Below are 16470 nucleotides of genomic sequence, written 5' to 3'. Positions count from 1 at the left end.
AGGAGAATTTTTGCGATGACAAAATTTCGGCACCTGATCTGGATGGTGATCGCCGCCGGCGGTCTGGTCCTTTCAGCTTCTCAGAGCCAGGCGCAGACGCGGCAGCCCGATGTCGGCGACCAGCCCGGTCTGCTGCCCGATGAATCCGTCGAACTCGATCCGCAGTTCAGGAAGACCGCGGTGCTCTATCGCACCAACGAAGCGCCGGGCACCATCATCGTCGTCACGGCCGAGCGCCACCTCTACCTGATCCAGGGCAACGGCCGTGCCTTGCGCTACGGCATCGGCGTTGGCCGCGAAGGATTTCAATGGCAGGGGCTTGTGAACATCACCCGCAAGGCGGAGTGGCCGGACTGGACGCCACCGCCGGAGATGATCGCGCGCCAGCCCTATCTGCCGCGTTTCATGGCTGGCGGCCCCGGCAACCCGCTCGGTGCGCGCGCGATGTATCTCGGCACCACCGTCTACCGTATCCACGGCACCAACCGGCCCGACACCATCGGCACCGCCGTCTCGTCCGGCTGCTTCCGGCTGGTCAACGCCGACGTCACCGATCTCTATGAGCGCGTGCCTGTCGGTACCAAGGTGATTATCCGACAGAAGCCGGAACTGTAATTGCGACGCGGCCGCTCTGGCCGATCCATTCCCTCCGACTTAGTGAGTTCAAAAAATGCTACGGACATTTCGAGGCGGCCTCCTGATTGGGCTGGCTGTCGCAATCGCGATTGCGGCTGGCGCGATCACCTATGAGCGTTACGACACCAAGACGCTGAAGCGGACCATCCGGCGCGGCGAAGTGCTGTGCGGCGTCAACAAGGGCCTGCCCGGCTTCTCGATCCCCGATGACAAGGGCGACTGGACCGGCTTCGACGTCGATTTCTGCCGCGCAGTAGCCGCGGCGATCTTCGACGATCCCAAGAAGGCGAAATTCGTAGCGCTGGATGCCAACGAGCGCTTCAAGGAGCTGCAGAGCCGCAAGGTCGACATCCTCTCCCGCAACACGACCTGGAGCATGTCCCGCGAGAGCAACTACGCCCTCTATTTCCCGGCGGTCGCCTATTATGACGGCCAGGGCTTCATGCTGCCGCGCTCGCGCAACATCGATTCCGCGCTGGACCTCAACAACAGCAAGGTTTGCGTGCAGGAGGGCACAACGACGGTGCTCAATGTCGCCGACCATTTCCGCGCCAACAACATGAAGTATACCGAGGTCAAGTTTCCCAAGCTGGAAGACGTGCTCAAAGCCTATGAGGGCGGCAAGTGCGACACCTTCACCGCCGACGTTTCCCAGCTCTACGCGCTCCGCTTGAACCTGATCCAGCCGAGCGATCATGTCATCCTGCCCGACGTCATCTCCAAGGAGCCGCTCGCGCCCGTGGTGCGCCAGCGCGACGACGACTGGATGATGCTCGTGAAGTGGACGCTGTATGCGATGATCAACGCCGAGGAACTCGGCATCACTTCGAAGAACATCGACGAGGCGCTGAAGTCGAAGAAGCCCGATGTGATGCGGTTGGTCGGCACCGAAGGCGCCTATGGCGAAGATCTCGGCCTGCCCAAGGACTGGGCCGCCCGCATCATCCGCCATGTCGGCAATTACGGCGAGATGTACGACCGCAATGTCGGCGAGGGATCGAAGCTGAAGATCCCGCGCGGCCTGAATTCGCTGTGGAGCAACGGCGGCATCCAGTACGCCCCGCCGATACGGTAGGTCTCTCAACCACCACAAACTGTCGTCACCCGCGAAAGCGGGTGACCCAGTACGCCGCGGCCCATCGGCTCAAGCATTGCCGTCTCTGGAATACTGGGTCGCCCGGTCCCAGCGCGAAATTGCGCACAAGGCCGGACGATGACAGCGGTGTATGACGCGCCGCTTCGGGCTGATCAATACCCCTTCATTCGCGCCAACTGATCGGCGTGGTAATTGCTGTCGCCGAACAATTCCTGGCAGACGCGGGCGCGCTTCATGAAGAAGCCGATGTCGAACTGGTCGGTCATGCCCATGCCGCCGTGCATCTGCACGCCCTCTTGCACCGCCAGCGTCGCCGTGGTGCCGGCGCGTGCCTTGGCAACCGCGACCGCGGCGCCAGCGCGCTCGAAATCGCCGTCGAGGGCCTGCAACGCCTTCAGAACGGCCGCGCGGGTGATCTCGATATCAATATAGAGCTGGGAGGCGCGGTGCTGCAGTGCCTGGAATTCGCCGATCAGTTTGCCGAACTGCTTGCGTTCCTTGAGATAGGTGACGGTGCGGCCGAACACCTCCTCGCTCAAGCCGACCATTTCGGAAGCTACCGCGCCGCGGCCGATATTGAGCACGCCCTCCAATAACGCGCCGCCCTGGTCGACCTCGCCGAGCACCTGATCGGCATTGACGTCGACATTGCTGAATTCGATCCGCGCCGCGTTATGCGCATCGACCATCACCGTGCGTTCGATCGCAATTCCCTTGGCTTTGGGATCGACCAGGAACAGCGTCAGCCCATCGCGTTCGCCAGCCGCACCGCCGGTGCGCGCCGCGACGATCAGGAGATCGGCGGTGTGGCCGTCGACCACGAGCGCCTTGGCGCCGTTCAGCTTGAAGCCGTTGCCGGAGCGCACCGCCTGCAAGTTGATCTGCAGCGGGCGATGTTTTGCGCCTTCATCGATCGCGAGCGCCGCCAGCAGCGATCCGTCCGCAATCTTCGGCAGATGTGCGGACTTTTGCGCGTCACTTCCACCGCGCGACAGTGCCGACGCCGCCAGCACCGCAGTCGACAGGAACGGCGACGGCATCAAGGTGCGGCCGATTTCCTCCATCACGATGCCGGCCTCGACGCAGCCGAGCCCGCTGCCGCCGAAATTTTCGGGCACCAGCAGGCCGGAAAAGCCCATCTCGGCAAACGCCTTCCAGAGCTCGCGGGAAAAGCCCGTTTCGTCCTTGCTGTCGCGCAAGCTGCGCATATGCGACACCGGCGCCTTGTCGCTGATAAGGCCGCGCGCGCTGTCGCGCAGCATGGATTGTTCTTCGGTGAGGACGAGGGGCATCGATGAATTCCGTTTCAGAAGAGAATTAAGCTACTTCGTCGTCCCTGCGAAAGCAGGGACCCATACGCCGCGGCTTATCGATTATGAATGGTGCTAGCGTCACAGTACTCAGACAGCGCTGGTTATGGGTCCCTGCTTTCGCAGGGACGACGGAGGAGGCGGTGCTATGCCCCCGGCAGATCGAGGATGCGCTTGGCGACGATGCCGAGCATCACCTCGCTGGTGCCGCCCTCGATCGAGTTGGCCTTGGTGCGCAGCCAGGCGCGCGGGCGGGCGCCGCCTCTGGAGCGTTCGCTTTCCCATTCCAGCGAATCAATGCCGCCGGCTGACATCAGGATTTCATGTCGGCGTTTGTTGAGCTCGGTGCCGTAATATTTCATCGCCGAGGAGAACGCCGGATGCGACTGGCCGGCCTTGGCGAGATCGATCGCGCGTTCGGCCACAGCCGCAAACGCCGCCTCGTCGATGTCGAACGCCGCAACTTGGCTGCGCAGCATTGCATCGTCGAGCCGACCGGAATCATCGCTACCGACGGAGTCGGCGGCGACCTGCCCGAGCGGACGGCCGATGCCGCGCTCTCCAGTGCCCGAGATCATCGCGCGCTCATGCTGCAGCAGATATTTTGCAACATCCCAGCCGCGGTTGACCTGGCCCACCACATGCGATTTCGGCACCCGCACATTGTCGAAGAAGGTTTCGCAGAACGGCGAATAACCGGAGATCAGAAGAATCGGCTTTGTCGAGACGCCCTTTGAGGCCATGTCGAACAGGATGAAGCTGATGCCGTCATGCTTCTTCGCCGTGGGATCGGTGCGCACCAGGCAGAAGATCCAGTCGGCATAGTTCGCATAGGACGTCCAGATCTTCTGGCCGTTAATGATGTAATCGTCGCCGTCGCTGTCGGCGCGGGTTTGCAGCGAGGCGAGGTCCGATCCGGCGTTCGGCTCGGAATAGCCCTGGCACCAGCGGATCAGGCCCGCGGCGATCTTGGGCAGATGTTCCTTCTTCTGCGCCTCGGTGCCGTACTTCAACAGCGCCGGCCCAAGCATCCAGATGCCGAAGCTCGAGAGCGGCGAGCGCGCGCCCATCGCCGCCATTTCTTCGCGCAGCACCTTGTGCTCGGCAGGCTCCAGCCCTCCGCCACCATATTCCTTCGGCCAATCCGGCACGGTCCAGCCCCTGTCGCGCATCCGCTCAAACCAGACGCGCTGCGGCTCGGAGGAGAATTTGGCGTTGCGACCGCCCCAGTAGGTGTCGCTTTCGGAGGTCATCGGCCGTCGCATTTCCGGCGGACAATTGGCCTCCAGCCAGGCGCGGGTTTCACGGCGGAATGTTTCCAGATCGGACATATCAGGCGTTTCCATGTGGGAATGTTTGGACACGACCTTAGCCCTCGCGTTGCGGAATTCAATATATGTCTGACATCAGCCCATGCCGCTCTGGCGGTGGTCACGCTGTCCGATCGGGTGTATGCGCTAGGCGATAACGATTGAAAAACAAGAGGAAACCGGCATGCGGCTGAAGTTGCTTTCGCCTGGCGAAATGAGCGCCGACCAGAAAGAAACCTACGACGAGGCCATCGCCGGCAAGCGCGGCGCCCCGCCGGCACCGATGATGGCCTGGCTCAATAGCCCGGAGATGGCGCGGCACGCCACGCGGCTTGGCGAGCAACTGCGTTTCAACACGATGTTTCCGGCAAAGCTTTCCGAGATTGCCATTCTCGTCACTGCGCGGCACTGGACGTCGCATTACGAATGGTATGCGCACAAGCGCCTGGCGCTGAAGGGTGGCATGGACCCGAAAATCATCGAGGACATCCGCGACCGTCGCACGCCCACCTTCGATGACCCCAGGGGCCAGATGATCTATGATCTCGCCAAGTCACTGCATGAGGGCCATGGCGTGTCGCAGGGACTGTACGATGAGGCGGTGAAGGTGCTCACCGTGCGTGGCGTTGTCGAGGTCATTGGATTGTGCGGCTACTACACGATGGTCTCGATGACGCTGAACACGTTCGAGTTCGGGCTGCCGGACGGCGAGGTATCGGATCTTGTGTGATGAAGATCGGCGCCTACGTGTCCCGGACGCGGTGCAGCGCGCGAGCGGTGCACCGCAGAGCCGGGACCCATCTCGGCGCGCAACATGGGCCCCGGCCTAGCAGCGCACCGCCGGAGTCGCGCAAAGCGCGATCCCGGACGCGCTGCGCAGCATCCGGGGCACGCAAGCTTCCAAACGGAGTCACAACATGCCCCAATCCCCACCTATCGTCGCCGGCACGCGGATCGGGCATGTCCATCTCAAGGTCGCCGATCTCGAACGCGCGCTCGGCTTCTATTGCGGCGTGCTCGGCTTTGAGGTGATGCAGCGGATGGGTTCTGGCGCGGCATTCATTTCGGCCGGCGGTTATCACCATCACATCGGCCTCAACACCTGGGAAAGCAAAGGCGGCCATCCGCCGCCGCCGGGCACCACCGGCCTGTTTCACACCGCCATTCTCTATCCCACCCGCGCAGCGCTGGCGGATGCGCTCTACCGCGTGATCCAGGCCGGCATCGAGCTCGACGGCGCCAGCGACCACGGCGTCAGCGAGGCGCTCTATTTGCGCGACCCCGACCAGAACGGCGTCGAACTCTATCGTGACCGGCCGAAAGAAGAATGGCCCCGCGCACCCGACGGATCGCTCGCGATGTTCACCAAGCGGCTGGATCTGGAGGATCTGCTGCGGCAGCGGGAGGCGTAGGCCAATGCGATTCACCGTAGCACCAGGTGCGTAAGCCAGCCGCCGGCATAGAGACCGCCGCCAAACACCGCATGCGTGACGAGACTGTGCAGTCGGGCGGCTGCTGGATGCGACGTGCGGCTCGCGGCAATGCCGAAACCCATGGCGGGCTGCATGACCAGGAACGGCGCGGCCACGCTGCCGATCCCGACCAACAGTGCCGGGCCGATCGTCGGATCGCGCGCCCAATCGAGGCCGAAGAACGCAAGCAGCACGCCGGCAAACACAATCCCGATCAGGTAATGCGCTGACCAGCCGATCAGTCGTTCGCCCCGCAGCGGCGGCGACGCGGCAATCCGGTCGTGGCGCAGGCGCCCGCGCGCAAGGTGGCCGAGCCAGCGGCCCACCAGACCATAGTCCAGGGACGGAATGCCAAGCAGCCGCTGCCGGATCATCGTCCAGATGTCCATCACGACGGTTGCACCCGCCCCGATCAGCACCGCTGATGTCAGATAATCTGCCGCTTCAGTCATGCATGGCCTCCGTTGGAGCCTGCGCTGCCACCATCCAGCACGCCGCGGTGAAGGAGACCGCTGGCCCGCGCATATAAGGCTCGAAGGCGGTGCTGACGGTTTCGATCACCCGTGCACGAGTGCCTTCATCCGCCCCCTGAAGGAACAGGCCGACCGGTCCAAGCCAGCCGACGTAGCGGGCGAGTTCCGTCTTTTGAAAGCTGCAGACGATATCGATCGGCCGGATGTCGATCGCTGTCCAGCCGCTCGCCGCCAAAATGGTCTCGATTCGGCGCCGGTCCGCGAAGGCGAACTGCCCCGGCCCTTCGGCTCGACGCGCGGGAAGGTCGGGCAGCAACGGCTTTGCGGCCCGCTCGGCCGTCGTCATGAATGGATTTTCCGCCGCACCCCGCCAGGCGATGAAGCGCAGCCTCGCGTCAGGCCGTGCCGCCTGGCGCAGATTGGCGAACGCCTGCACCGGGTCGGCAAAGAACATGACTCCGAGGCGCGAAATGATCATGTCGAAACTTGCGGGCGCGAAGGCGTGTGTTTCGGCGTCGGCGCAGATGAAGCTTGCAGGCTGGCCGTCCCGCGCCGCTCGGACGCGTGCCACGGCGATCATCGGTTCCGAGAGGTCGATGCCCGTGCAGTATCCCTTGGTACCGAGTGCCCGGGCGACGGCGAGCGTCGTGGCACCCGTGCCGCAGCCGACGTCGAGCACGCAGCTCGCTGCGGCCTCGGCGACCACCTGGACCAGCAAATCCTCGAAGGGCTTGAACATCTCCTCGAGCACGTGCCGTGCCTCGACCCAGCCACGTCCGGCGGGGCCGTTCCATAGTCTTGCCTGTTCGTCATCTGGCTGCTGCGCGACATTCATGATCTCTTCCTTTTGTTGGAGCTGTTTCCTGGCTTGCCAAATGGGCGCGGATGGCTGCACTCTGCCAGTTCAAGTCAACTTGAGGTCAAGGCATGAAAGACATCGATATCGCAGAGGCGGCTCGATTGTCCGGCGTTCGCGCCTCGACCCTGCGCTTCTATGAGGAGAAGGGATTGATCGCCTCTCACGGAAGGCGGGGCCTTCGCCGGATGTTCGATCCGGCCGTGTTGGACCGACTGGCGCTGATCGCGCTCGGGCGTGCCGCCGGCTTCTCGCTCGATGAGATCGCCAGGATGTTCGCACCCGACGGCCGGCCGCGCATCGACCGGCGGATGCTGGCGGCCAAGGCCGAGGAGCTGGAGCGGACGATCCGCAAGCTCAACGCCATGCGCGACGGCCTGCGCCACGCCGCCGCCTGCCCCGCCCCGAGCCACATGGAGTGTCCCACCTTCCGCCGCCTGCTGCGGGCCGCGGCGTCAGGCGCTATTGGCGAAAGCAAGACGCGGCGGCCGCCGCGCAAATCGTTCGCCGCTACTGGACGCGAGCAGGGCCGCGCCCGCGGATCATGATCAACACCGCCGCCGTCAGCTCGACTCCGATGCAGCCGTAGAACGGCAGCGCGTAACTACCCGACAGGTCCCGCAGCAATCCCACCACGCCGGGACCGAACGCATACGTGATCTGGTTGATCGCCGTGATCAAACTGACCAGCACGCCGAATGAACGCGGGTCGAATTCGCGCTGCACGATCAGGGCCGGCAATGTGATCAGGTTGCCGACGGAAAAGCCGAACAGCGCGCAGCCTGCGATCAGCACGTAATCGTTATGCACATTGATGACAATGAGCAGCGCCACCGCCTGGCTGACGAACGACAGCGAGGACGCCAGCCGCTGGTTCATCCGGTCGATCACGAAGGAAAACAGCACACGACCGACCACCGCCATCGCCGTCAACAGTGCCACCGCAATCGCCGCGCGCTGCCGCCCGATCACCGAATCCAGAAACGCGATCAGGTGGACGATGAAGCCGACCTGCGCGAACAGCACCAGTGCGAACGCCGACGACACCGAGAGAAAGCCGATGTCGCGAAAGGCGCGTGCGCGAATTTGCGTCGGCGACGGCGCGTCGGCAGCCTCTAACCCGCCCGTACTCAAGTGAAGCGGCGGCCGTCCGACCAAGAGCAGGATCACCGGCACCATCAACGCAACCATTACGACGGCCGACGCCATCATCGCGCCAGAGAAACCGAAATAGCCGATCGCGGTCACCAGCAGCGGCACGCCGACGATGCCGCCGAAGCTCGCGCCATTCAGCGCCAGGCTGATCGCCATGCCGCGCTTGTTGTCGAACCACAGCCCCAGCGTATTGGTGATGATGCCGAGGCTGGTGCCGGCCCAGCCGAACGCCAGCACGGCATTGGCGAGGTAAAGCTGCCAAGGCTCGCGCACCTGGCCGATCGAGACGGCCGCCACGGCCATCGCCAACGTGCCTGCGATCAGGCAGTTGCGCGGACCGACCGCCTTGATGGCTTCGCTGACGAAGGCGACCAGCGCGGCGCCGAACAGATAGAAGAACGTGGTGCCGGACGAAATCAGCGACGTCGGCCAGCCGTGCAGCCGCTGCAGCTCGGCGACATAGACGCTCTGGCCGTAGAAGCCGAGCCCCCAGCCGAAGGTTGCCAGCAGGAAGCACACGACGACGATACGCCAGCCGTCGTAGCGGATTGAGGTCTCATCGATGGTGGCGTAGTTGCGAGCGTCCAACGTCGTTTGCTTCTCTTGCTATTTCTCACGTCATCATGCCCGGGCTTGTCCCGGGCATCCACGTCCTTCCTGCAGCGGTCAAAGACGTGGATGGCCGGGACAAGCCCGGCCATGGCGGAGAAGGTTAGCAGACCCGCAAGCCGATTGCTTCGGTGCTGGCCGAAATGTCAGCAGATGTCACTAGGCCGCCGGCTTCGACGGATCGTAGAAGAACCGCTCACGAAACACGCGGTCGCCGCGCCATTCCTGCAAGGCGACCTCGTCGAACCGGCCGGTCTTGCCTGAATGAAAGACAAAGTCGAAAATCCAGTGGATCGCGACATGGTCGCCCTCGACGATCGAGGTCACGCAGGTCGAGGTCACGCTTTTGACCCGCTCCAACACCGCGCGCTCATGCGCCACCAGCACGCCGCGGCCGACCCGTGGCGGCGCGGCGTTCTCCTGCATGCTGGCGTCCTCGGTGTAGAAGCGCTCGATCGCGCCGGCATGATCGCCGGAGACGACGGCGGCGATGAACTCATCGAGACGGGCGCGCGACGGCATGGGACCTCCGGTAATCAGACACTCGGACCTGGAATCTCGTTGACCGCCTGCAACTTCGCGCGACGCTTGGCAAATGACGCAAACGACAGCACCGCAAGGCCGAGCAGCACCGGCGGGAACACCACCATGTTTACCATCGACCAGCCGTAATGCGCCAGCAACTGGCCGGACGAGAACGACCCCAGCGCCATCATCCCGAAGATCAGGAAATCGTTGAACGCCTGCACCTTGTTGCGCTCCTGCGGCCGATGCGTCTCCAGCACCAATGCCGAGGCGCCGATAAACGCGAAATTCCAGCCCACGCCGAGCACGATCAGCGTCGCCCAGAAATGCAGCGCGGTGATGCCGGAAAGGCCGATCGCGGCGGCGGCGGCTTCCAGGGCCAGGCCAAGTGCCACGATTGTCGGGGCGCCGAAACGCGCGATCAGCGAGCCCGTGAAGAAGCTCGGGCCGTACATCGCCACGATGTGCCACTGGATTCCGAAATTGGAATCGCTCACCGTGAGCCCGCACATCTTCATGGCGAGCGGCGCAGAAGTCATGACGAGATTCATCATGGGGTACGCAATCACGCCGCACAGCGCCGCGGCAATGAAGCGCGGTTGCCGTGCAATCTCGAACAGCGGCCGCCCGCCATGCATGTCCGACGGTGCCGGCTTCGGCGCGTCGACGCCCCACAGCACCGCCGTTGCCACCAGTGCGACGAACGCCTGCACCACGAAGCTGAACGCAAACAGATAAGGCGGCCAGATATCCATGGTCCACTGCACGAGTTGCGGACCGAGCACGCCGGCGAACACGCCGCCGGCCATCACCCAGGAGACGGCCTTCGGCCGGAACGCTGTGCTGGCGCCGTCAGCGGCGGCAAAGCGATAGGACTGCGCGACTGCGCCGTAGAGGCCGCCGAGGAAAGTCGCGAAGCAGAACAGCCAGAACGATGCGTACAGAACGGCGGCGGCGGCGAGCGCACCGGTGAGGATTCCGCAGAAGGTACCAATGATGAACGCGACACGGCGGCCATAGGCGCGCGAGATCGCGCCCGTCGGCAGCGTGCCGGCGGCGAGCCCCAGCACGTACATCGACAGCGGCACGGTGGCGAGCGAGATGGTCGGCGCCAGCGTCGCGCCGACGATCGAACCGGTGGCGAAAATCACCGCCGAATTGGCGCCGGTCAGCGCCTGCGCCGCGGCGAGCCGCAGCACGTTGGCGCGCGCGCGAGCGTCGTTTGATACCTGTTCGGTGGCTGTCGTATCCAGCATCGGCATTCCCGCCCGGCAGGCCCCGGGCCGGGAGCCTCATTGATTGATTCCGCAGGCACTATGAAGACACGGGGCGGCGCGATCAACCGACGCAAACGGGCGCGCGCTATGCGACGGGCGCAAGCAACTGTCGTATCACGACCGCTTCTTGCCTGCTCGTTTCCCAGCTTGCACCGCGCCTGTCTTGTGGACCTTCGAACGAGGATGCCCAAGGCCACCATGCGGAAAGCCCGGACTCCAATCAAGTGCAATCGTGGCAGCGAAGCCGAAGAAGCTGGAACGACTCATGCCAAGCTCCGTGGCGCGCTTGTCGATCCGCGCAATCAGGCTCTTCGGCAGATAGACGTTCACGCGTTCGGACGGATCGGGCGGATCGACCCCGACAATGAAGTAGGCGACGACGTCGGCACCCCTCGGCAGCGCGATCTGTTCGATCGGCGTTGGCTCCGGTAGCGACCTGCCCTGCTCCGCCATTTCGTCCACCGCTCGCGCCAGCGCGGCCTCCGCTTTCTCGATCGCCTCTTCTTGCGATCGCCCGCCAGCGACGCAACCCGGAAAATCGGGAAACCACGCGCCGAGCGCTCCGCGCGGACCGCGTTCCAGCACTGCAGGATAGAGCCGCTTCTTCACTCTGGCTTCCCCATGGTAGTTGTGCTATTTAACACACAAGATGGTGTGTCAAATCACACATCAATGTTAACATGATCCAGGAGGAGAGGCAAAATGGACGCGCAAGCCGAACTCCGCATCATTCGTGCGGCCTACGCCAAGCAGGTCCTTGCTGCTGCAAGCGTTGCCGATGCGCGCCTGGCTCAGGCGTTTGCGACCATTCCTCGCGAGGACTTTCTTGGGCGCGGTCCGTGGCTGGTGCGGCGCTGGCTACGCGACTACGTTTCGACACCCGACGCCGATCCCGTTTATCTCTATACCGACGATCTGGTCGCGCTCGTGCCCGAGCGGGGCGTCAACAACGGGCAGCCGTCGTTGCACGCCCATCTCATTCACCAGGCCTCACCCGCCATCGGCGAGCACGTGGTGCATGTCGGAACGGGCGCAGGCTATTACACCGCCATCCTCGCACATCTGGTCGGACCGTCAGGGCGGATTACGGCCATCGAATATGATGGGGCCCTCGCGGCCCGCGCCAGAGCCAGCCTGGCGCCCTACGCGAACGTCGCCGTGATCGAGGGCGACGGCGCACAGGTGCCCTTCGATGCCGCCGACGTCATCTATGTCAATGCCGGCTGCACACGACCCGCCACGCGCTGGCTCGACGGCCTTGCCGATGGCGGCCGCCTGATCGTGCCGATGACGTCAGATCAGGGATTTGGCGGTACTACGCCAGAGCGCATGGCGAGTGCCGGCGCAGTGTTCCGAATTGAGCGAAGAGCTGCGGACTATCTTGCAAACTGGATCTCGCCAGTTGCGATCTTCCCCTGCGCCGGCAGCCGCGACGAGGCGTCCGAACGAGCTCTCGCCGAAGCTTTTGCCCGTGGCGGCTGGCAGAAAGTCACGCGACTGTACCGCGACCAATCCATTCCGGATGAGCGCTGCTGGCTTCGCGGAGTTGGGTGCTGCCTCGCCTATCAATGATGTGCGGAAAGCGCCTACGCTGACCCGTGCAATCGCCGAAACGTCAGAATCATGTTGTTGGCGGGCATCCGCTCGGTTTCGACCAGCGTGAGGCCAACGCTTGCGGCGAGTTGCTCGAGGTCGGCTATATCGCGCACGCCCCACTCGGCGTCCTGCTCGCGCAGGCTGGTGTCGAACACGGCGTTGCTCATCGCGGTGTGCTTGCCGTCGCGCTTGAACGGGCCATAGAGAAACAGCCGTCCGTCATCGCGGAGATAGCGCGCCGAGCCGGCGAACAGGCCCTCGGCGACGCGCCAGGGCGCGATGTGGATCACATTGGCGCAGAACACCGCCAGCAGTTTGCCCGGTCCGCTGCCGTCATGCATCGCTGGGCACCAGGCTGGATCGGCGAGATCGACCCGCAGCGGCGAGCGAATGTTCGGAAAGCCGGCATGCGTGCGCCACGCTTCGATGCTCCTGAGATGTCGTTCATTGAGATCGCTCGGCCACCAGGTGATGTCGGGCGTGTGTTTTGCGAAATGCACCACATGCTGGCCGGTGCCGCTGCCGGCCTCCAGCACGTCACCGGATTTGCCGGTGAGGAATTTTTGCAGCACCGCCCAGATCGGTTCGTGGTTGCGGTGGAATGCCGCCGCGTCGAGCCGGCCGTCGGGCTCGACCGGCCGGCCATCCTTGCCGAATTCCGCCACATGCTCAGCCATCGCAGTTCGGTCCCCGACAAATCAGTGGCGCAGCGTCACTTCAGATCGCCGCAGAAAATCTCCTTCAACACCCCAAGCAGACGCAGTGTGCGCGTGTCGGCAACGCGATAATGCAGCGTCTGCGAGGTTCGCCGGAATTCCACCAGGCCGTCGGCGCGCAATTTCGCCAGATGCTGCGACAGTGCGGACTGACTGAGATTCACGACGGTGACGAGCTCGCCCACCGTCATCTCGCCGCGCACGGCAAGAAAGCAGAGGATCAGCAGACGCTTTTCATTGGCGAGCATCTTCAGGAGCTGCGCGGCGTCACCGGCCTGCTTCGCCAGCTTCTTCAGCGCCGCCGCGTCGTCGGCGCCGGCGGCGAAGGCGGTCTCTTGCGTAGTCTGTTGCTCTGTCGCTTGGGCTGCCGGGGCGGCTGCTCTCATCACTGCAAATCCGGTATCGTTCTTCCGCGCCTGCGAAGCACACATAACACACTAGCGCGTCGACCATTCTTTAGCATTGACTAAATTAGTAAATGTGGATACCGGTTGCAAAAAGCAAAAAATGATGCGGCGATGCGGCCGCAAGGGGAAGAAAACGTGCGGCCAGACCCGTTACGCAGCAAAGCTGTTCTCTCCGATCCCGCCGCCCCGGATATCCCGATGGGACGCCGCCGCTTTCTTGGCCTCGGCGCAGCCCTGACCGGCAGCCTTGCCGTTGGCGGCAAACAGGCCATAGCGGACCCGGCGCAAGAGTCTCCACCCGCAGACGCGCCCTGGTCGCAATCGATCGGCGCCGGCGTGGTCGACCGGCCCTACGGCCGCCCGGCCGATACTGAAGCTTCCGTCATCCGCCGCAACGTGCCCTGGTTGACGGCGAGCGCGGAATCGTCAGTGAGCTTTTCGCCGCTGCAGGACCTGCACGGCATCATCACGCCGAACGGATTGTTCTTCGAGCGCCATCACGCCGGCCGCCCTGATATCGACCCGGCGCAGCACAAGCTGATGATCCACGGCCTCGTCGAGCGCCCGCTGCTTCTCACGATGAAGGACATCATGCGTTTCCCGTCCGTGTCGCGCATCCATTTCATCGAATGCCCGGCCAATGGCGGCATGAACTGGCGCGCCGCGCAGATGAACTCGCTGCAGTTCAGCCACGGCATGGTCAGTTGCGCGGAATGGACCGGGGTCAAACTGTCGACGCTGCTGGAGGAAACCGGCATCAAAAATCAGGCGAAGTGGGCGATGGTCGAAGGCGCCGACGGCGCGCATATGAACCGCAGCCTGCCGCTCGACAAATGCCTCGACGATTGCCTCGTGGTCTACGCGCAAAACGGCGAGGCGCTACGGCCCGAACAGGGCTACCCGCTGCGGCTGGTGGTGCCAGGCTGGGAAGGCAACGTCAACATCAAGTGGCTGCGCCGGATCAAGCTCGGCGAAAAGCCGTGGCACACCCGCGAGGAAACCTCGAAATACACTGACCTGATGCCGGACGGCACCTCGCGCGGCTTCACCTGGCTGATCGACGCCAAATCGGTCGTCACCTTTCCCTGCCCCGAGAAGCCGCTCGATGGGCCCGGCCTCTATGAAATCCGGGGACTGGCCTGGACCGGCAACGGCGAGGTCAAGCGCGTCGATGTCACCATGGACGGCGGCGTCAACTGGCAGACCGCGCGGCTGCACGAGCCGGTGCTGTCGAAGGCGCTGACGAAATTCACCCTGCCCTGGCGCTGGGACGGCCGGCCCGCGCTGGTCGCATCCCGCGTTATCGACGAGACCGGTTATGTGCAGCCGACAATTGCACAACTGCGCGCACAGCGCGGCTCAAACTCGGTCTACCACAACAATTCGATCCAGACCTGGCAGGTCAAGCCCGACGGAAGCGTCTTCAATGTACAGCTCGCATAAGATTTGCCTGCCGATCATAGCCATTCTGCTTGCCTGCGCCGCAAGCCTCGCCGGCGCGGCCGAACCCGGCTCGTTCGGTTACGGCAGCGTGGCCACGCCGGCGCAGATCGGCGGATGGGACATCGACGTGCGCGGCGAGGACGGAACGGGCCTGCCGTCCGGCAAGGGCACCGTCGACCGGGGCGCGGAGGTTTATGCCGAACAATGCGCGGCGTGCCATGGAACCTTCGGCGAAGGCGAAGGCCGGTTTCCGAAGCTGGTGGGCGGCGTCGGCTCGCTCCGGGACGAGCGCCCGGAGCCGACGGTCGGCAGCTACTGGCCATTCGCCCCGACCCTGTGGGACTATATTAACCGCGCCATGCCGATGCAGGCGCCGCACACATTGTCAGCGGATGACGTTTATGCTTTGACCGCCTATATTCTGAACCTGAACGATCTCGTTCCCCATGAATTCGTTGCCGATCGCAACAGTTTGCCGAAAGTCAAAATGCGCAATCGCGACAATTTCATCTGGACCGATCCGCGCCCCGATACGATGACAAAACCCTGCATGAACGACTGCGTTAACGCCGCCGATGTCAGGATATCGTCGACGGCTGAGGGCAGGAATCTGACGCCGCGCACGACCGGGCCGCTCGACACGATGCAACAGAAGTAGAAATTACGGAAACGCCTGTGACCGATCATTTTCCGACGAAATCCGCAAAGCTTCCGGCGTTGGCGCTGCTCGTCGCTCTGGCGTCCGCGGGCGCCGCGCAGGCGCAGTCCGCGGTGGATGAAGGCCGCAAGCTGGCCTTCGACCGCAGCAAGGGCAATTGCCTGACCTGTCATGTCATCAAGGGCGGCAACCTTCCCGGCACGATCGGGCCCGAACTGGTCGACATCAAGAGCAAATATCCGAAGCGCGAGGATCTCGTCGCCATCCTCAACGACGAGACCCTGCGCAATCCGCTCACCGTGATGCCGCCCTTCGGACGGAATCGGATTCTGACCGAGAAGGAAATCGACGCGGTGGTGGATTTCCTGCAGACGCTTTAACGCAAGACGAGAGATCAAGCCTGTGACGTGCCAACGCAGGCTTTAGGAGATTTTCGATGAATAAGACTGATGTTGGATTTTCGGCCACGCGGCGACTGATCCTGCAGGGTGCAGGCGCAGTCGCGCTCATCGGCCTCGGCAACCTTCCCTTCGGCCTGACGCCGGCGCTCGCCACGGCCAACGACAAATACCCGGAAGAGGCGTTCAAGCAGAAGAGTGACGCCGACGTCATCAAGACGCTCTACGGCAAGACCGCTGAGCCATCGGACAAGGTCAAGATGGACGCGCCCGAAATCGCCGAGAACGGCGCCGTGGTGCCGATCTCGGTCTCTACAACCCTTGCCGACGTAACCTCGGTTGCGTTCCTCGTCAGCGAGAATCCGAACGTGCTGATCGCAAAGTACAACATCCCGGCCGGCACGCTGCCGAGCGTCGCCAACCGCATCAAGATGGCCAAGACCAGCAACGTGACCGTGCTGGTGGAAGCCGGCGGCAAGCTCTACAGCGCCTCTAAGGAAGTCAAAGTCACTGTCGGCGGTTGCGGCGGTTAA

General features: G+C 63.7%; 20 protein-coding genes. 10 read left to right on the top strand and 10 right to left on the bottom strand.

Annotated features, from left to right (window positions below; all coding sequences use genetic code 11):
• Window positions 1-15: 15 nt before the first annotated feature.
• Together V1278_RS05340 and V1278_RS05335 are read left to right on the top strand one after the other, a co-directional pair.
• Complete coding sequence (locus V1278_RS05340) at window positions 16-615, top strand: L,D-transpeptidase (protein WP_334379938.1); 600 nt, start codon at window positions 16-18, stop codon at window positions 613-615.
• A 55-nt stretch (window positions 616-670) separates the two neighbouring features.
• A complete protein-coding gene (locus tag V1278_RS05335; protein WP_028351901.1) occupies window positions 671-1711 on the top strand; it encodes an amino acid ABC transporter substrate-binding protein in 1041 nt (346 codons plus the stop codon).
• Between the two features lie 173 nt (window positions 1712-1884).
• Here V1278_RS05335 and V1278_RS05330 read toward each other — a convergent pair whose 3' ends face one another.
• Both V1278_RS05330 and V1278_RS05325 read right to left on the bottom strand, forming a co-directional pair.
• Entirely contained in the window at window positions 1885-3024 is a 1140-nt protein-coding gene (locus V1278_RS05330; RefSeq protein ID WP_334379937.1) for an acyl-CoA dehydrogenase family protein, read from the bottom strand.
• A gap of 164 nt (window positions 3025-3188) precedes the next feature.
• On the bottom strand, window positions 3189-4373 hold the full coding sequence (locus V1278_RS05325; RefSeq protein ID WP_334379936.1) for an acyl-CoA dehydrogenase family protein: 1185 nt from the start codon (window positions 4371-4373) through the stop codon (window positions 3189-3191).
• Between the two features lie 163 nt (window positions 4374-4536).
• Between V1278_RS05325 and V1278_RS05320 the strand changes: the two genes are divergently transcribed.
• Window positions 4537-5082 (top strand): carboxymuconolactone decarboxylase family protein, encoded by a 546-nt coding sequence (locus V1278_RS05320; protein WP_334379935.1) that lies wholly within the window; start codon window positions 4537-4539, stop codon window positions 5080-5082.
• A gap of 187 nt (window positions 5083-5269) precedes the next feature.
• Entirely contained in the window at window positions 5270-5764 is a 495-nt protein-coding gene (locus V1278_RS05315; protein WP_334372248.1) for a VOC family protein, read from the top strand.
• Window positions 5765-5775: 11 nt separating this feature from the next.
• Here V1278_RS05315 and V1278_RS05310 read toward each other — a convergent pair whose 3' ends face one another.
• Window positions 5776-6276, bottom strand: coding sequence for a DUF2938 domain-containing protein (locus V1278_RS05310; protein ID WP_334365419.1), 501 nt, complete (start codon window positions 6274-6276; stop codon window positions 5776-5778).
• The gene (locus tag V1278_RS05305) at window positions 6269-7132 is read right to left on the bottom strand and encodes a class I SAM-dependent methyltransferase (protein WP_334379934.1); all 864 of its coding nucleotides are present in this window, start codon (window positions 7130-7132) and stop codon (window positions 6269-6271) included. The genes V1278_RS05310 and V1278_RS05305 overlap by 8 nt, the downstream gene beginning before the upstream one ends.
• A 92-nt stretch (window positions 7133-7224) precedes the next feature.
• Between V1278_RS05305 and V1278_RS05300 the strand changes: the two genes are divergently transcribed.
• On the top strand, window positions 7225-7701 hold the full coding sequence (locus V1278_RS05300; RefSeq protein WP_334379933.1) for a helix-turn-helix domain-containing protein: 477 nt from the start codon (window positions 7225-7227) through the stop codon (window positions 7699-7701).
• Here V1278_RS05300 and V1278_RS05295 read toward each other — a convergent pair.
• The 4 genes from V1278_RS05295 to V1278_RS05280 all read right to left on the bottom strand — a co-directional run bounded on the left by V1278_RS05295 (window position 7664) and on the right by V1278_RS05280 (window position 11328).
• A complete protein-coding gene (locus V1278_RS05295) occupies window positions 7664-8896 on the bottom strand; it encodes an MFS transporter (RefSeq protein WP_334379932.1) in 1233 nt (410 codons plus the stop codon). The genes V1278_RS05300 and V1278_RS05295 overlap by 38 nt on opposite strands.
• Window positions 8897-9076: 180 nt before the next feature.
• Window positions 9077-9439, bottom strand: coding sequence for a nuclear transport factor 2 family protein (locus V1278_RS05290; protein WP_334379931.1), 363 nt, complete (start codon window positions 9437-9439; stop codon window positions 9077-9079).
• Between the two features lie 14 nt (window positions 9440-9453).
• Window positions 9454-10698 (bottom strand): MFS transporter, encoded by a 1245-nt coding sequence (locus V1278_RS05285; protein ID WP_334379930.1) that lies wholly within the window; start codon window positions 10696-10698, stop codon window positions 9454-9456.
• Window positions 10699-10833: 135 nt separating this feature from the next.
• On the bottom strand, window positions 10834-11328 hold the full coding sequence (locus tag V1278_RS05280; RefSeq protein WP_334365425.1) for a type II toxin-antitoxin system HicB family antitoxin: 495 nt from the start codon (window positions 11326-11328) through the stop codon (window positions 10834-10836).
• A gap of 93 nt (window positions 11329-11421) precedes the next feature.
• On the opposite strand from V1278_RS05280, the gene V1278_RS05275 reads away from it, so the two are divergent.
• Window positions 11422-12291, top strand: a complete 870-nt coding sequence (locus V1278_RS05275; protein WP_334379929.1) for a protein-L-isoaspartate O-methyltransferase family protein — start codon at window positions 11422-11424, stop codon at window positions 12289-12291.
• 14 nt (window positions 12292-12305) lie between these two features.
• On the opposite strand, the gene V1278_RS05270 is transcribed toward V1278_RS05275, so the two are convergent.
• Window positions 12306-12992, bottom strand: a complete 687-nt coding sequence (locus tag V1278_RS05270; protein ID WP_334379928.1) for a DUF938 domain-containing protein — start codon at window positions 12990-12992, stop codon at window positions 12306-12308.
• 35 nt (window positions 12993-13027) lie between these two features.
• The gene (locus V1278_RS05265) at window positions 13028-13417 is read right to left on the bottom strand and encodes an ArsR/SmtB family transcription factor (protein ID WP_334379927.1); all 390 of its coding nucleotides are present in this window, start codon (window positions 13415-13417) and stop codon (window positions 13028-13030) included.
• Between the two features lie 219 nt (window positions 13418-13636).
• Here V1278_RS05265 and soxC point away from each other — a divergent pair, with 219 nt between their 5' ends.
• Genes soxC through soxY form a run of 4 tightly spaced genes read left to right on the top strand, consistent with a single transcriptional unit; the run spans window position 13637 to window position 16470 of the window.
• Entirely contained in the window at window positions 13637-14881 is a 1245-nt protein-coding gene (soxC, locus tag V1278_RS05260) for a sulfite dehydrogenase (RefSeq protein WP_334379926.1), read from the top strand.
• The gene (locus tag V1278_RS05255) at window positions 14865-15539 is read left to right on the top strand and encodes a c-type cytochrome (RefSeq protein WP_334379925.1); all 675 of its coding nucleotides are present in this window, start codon (window positions 14865-14867) and stop codon (window positions 15537-15539) included. Before soxC ends, V1278_RS05255 begins: the two co-directional genes overlap by 17 nt.
• Before the next feature lie 59 nt (window positions 15540-15598).
• Window positions 15599-15919: a sulfur oxidation c-type cytochrome SoxX gene (soxX, locus tag V1278_RS05250; RefSeq protein ID WP_334369055.1), complete on the top strand. Its 321-nt coding sequence runs from the start codon at window positions 15599-15601 to the stop codon at window positions 15917-15919.
• A 56-nt stretch (window positions 15920-15975) separates the two neighbouring features.
• Window positions 15976-16470: a thiosulfate oxidation carrier protein SoxY gene (gene soxY, locus V1278_RS05245; protein ID WP_334379924.1), complete on the top strand. Its 495-nt coding sequence runs from the start codon at window positions 15976-15978 to the stop codon at window positions 16468-16470.

Source organism: Bradyrhizobium sp. AZCC 1577 (genome assembly GCF_036924575.1).
Lineage (GTDB): Bacteria > Pseudomonadota > Alphaproteobacteria > Rhizobiales > Xanthobacteraceae > Bradyrhizobium.
The sequence above is the reverse complement of the archived record's forward strand: the minus strand, read 5'-3'. Positions and strand labels throughout refer to the sequence as shown.

Excerpts from the sequence above, each read along its gene's own strand:
- V1278_RS05340 (WP_334379938.1), top strand. The coding sequence starts at position 16 with ATGACAAAATTTCGGCACCTGATCTGGATGGTGATCGCCGCCGGCGGT.
- V1278_RS05335 (WP_028351901.1), top strand. The coding sequence starts at position 671 with ATGCTACGGACATTTCGAGGCGGCCTCCTGATTGGGCTGGCTGTCGCA.
- V1278_RS05330 (WP_334379937.1), bottom strand. The coding sequence starts at position 3,024 with ATGCCCCTCGTCCTCACCGAAGAACAATCCATGCTGCGCGACAGCGCG.
- V1278_RS05325 (WP_334379936.1), bottom strand. The coding sequence starts at position 4,373 with ATGTCCGATCTGGAAACATTCCGCCGTGAAACCCGCGCCTGGCTGGAG.
- V1278_RS05320 (WP_334379935.1), top strand. The coding sequence starts at position 4,537 with ATGCGGCTGAAGTTGCTTTCGCCTGGCGAAATGAGCGCCGACCAGAAA.
- V1278_RS05315 (WP_334372248.1), top strand. The coding sequence starts at position 5,270 with ATGCCCCAATCCCCACCTATCGTCGCCGGCACGCGGATCGGGCATGTC.
- V1278_RS05310 (WP_334365419.1), bottom strand. The coding sequence starts at position 6,276 with ATGACTGAAGCGGCAGATTATCTGACATCAGCGGTGCTGATCGGGGCG.
- V1278_RS05305 (WP_334379934.1), bottom strand. The coding sequence starts at position 7,132 with ATGAATGTCGCGCAGCAGCCAGATGACGAACAGGCAAGACTATGGAAC.
- V1278_RS05300 (WP_334379933.1), top strand. The coding sequence starts at position 7,225 with ATGAAAGACATCGATATCGCAGAGGCGGCTCGATTGTCCGGCGTTCGC.
- V1278_RS05290 (WP_334379931.1), bottom strand. The coding sequence starts at position 9,439 with ATGCCGTCGCGCGCCCGTCTCGATGAGTTCATCGCCGCCGTCGTCTCC.
- V1278_RS05285 (WP_334379930.1), bottom strand. The coding sequence starts at position 10,698 with ATGCTGGATACGACAGCCACCGAACAGGTATCAAACGACGCTCGCGCG.
- V1278_RS05275 (WP_334379929.1), top strand. The coding sequence starts at position 11,422 with ATGGACGCGCAAGCCGAACTCCGCATCATTCGTGCGGCCTACGCCAAG.
- V1278_RS05270 (WP_334379928.1), bottom strand. The coding sequence starts at position 12,992 with ATGGCTGAGCATGTGGCGGAATTCGGCAAGGATGGCCGGCCGGTCGAG.
- V1278_RS05265 (WP_334379927.1), bottom strand. The coding sequence starts at position 13,417 with ATGAGAGCAGCCGCCCCGGCAGCCCAAGCGACAGAGCAACAGACTACG.
- soxC (WP_334379926.1), top strand. The coding sequence starts at position 13,637 with ATGGGACGCCGCCGCTTTCTTGGCCTCGGCGCAGCCCTGACCGGCAGC.
- V1278_RS05255 (WP_334379925.1), top strand. The coding sequence starts at position 14,865 with ATGTACAGCTCGCATAAGATTTGCCTGCCGATCATAGCCATTCTGCTT.
- soxY (WP_334379924.1), top strand. The coding sequence starts at position 15,976 with ATGAATAAGACTGATGTTGGATTTTCGGCCACGCGGCGACTGATCCTG.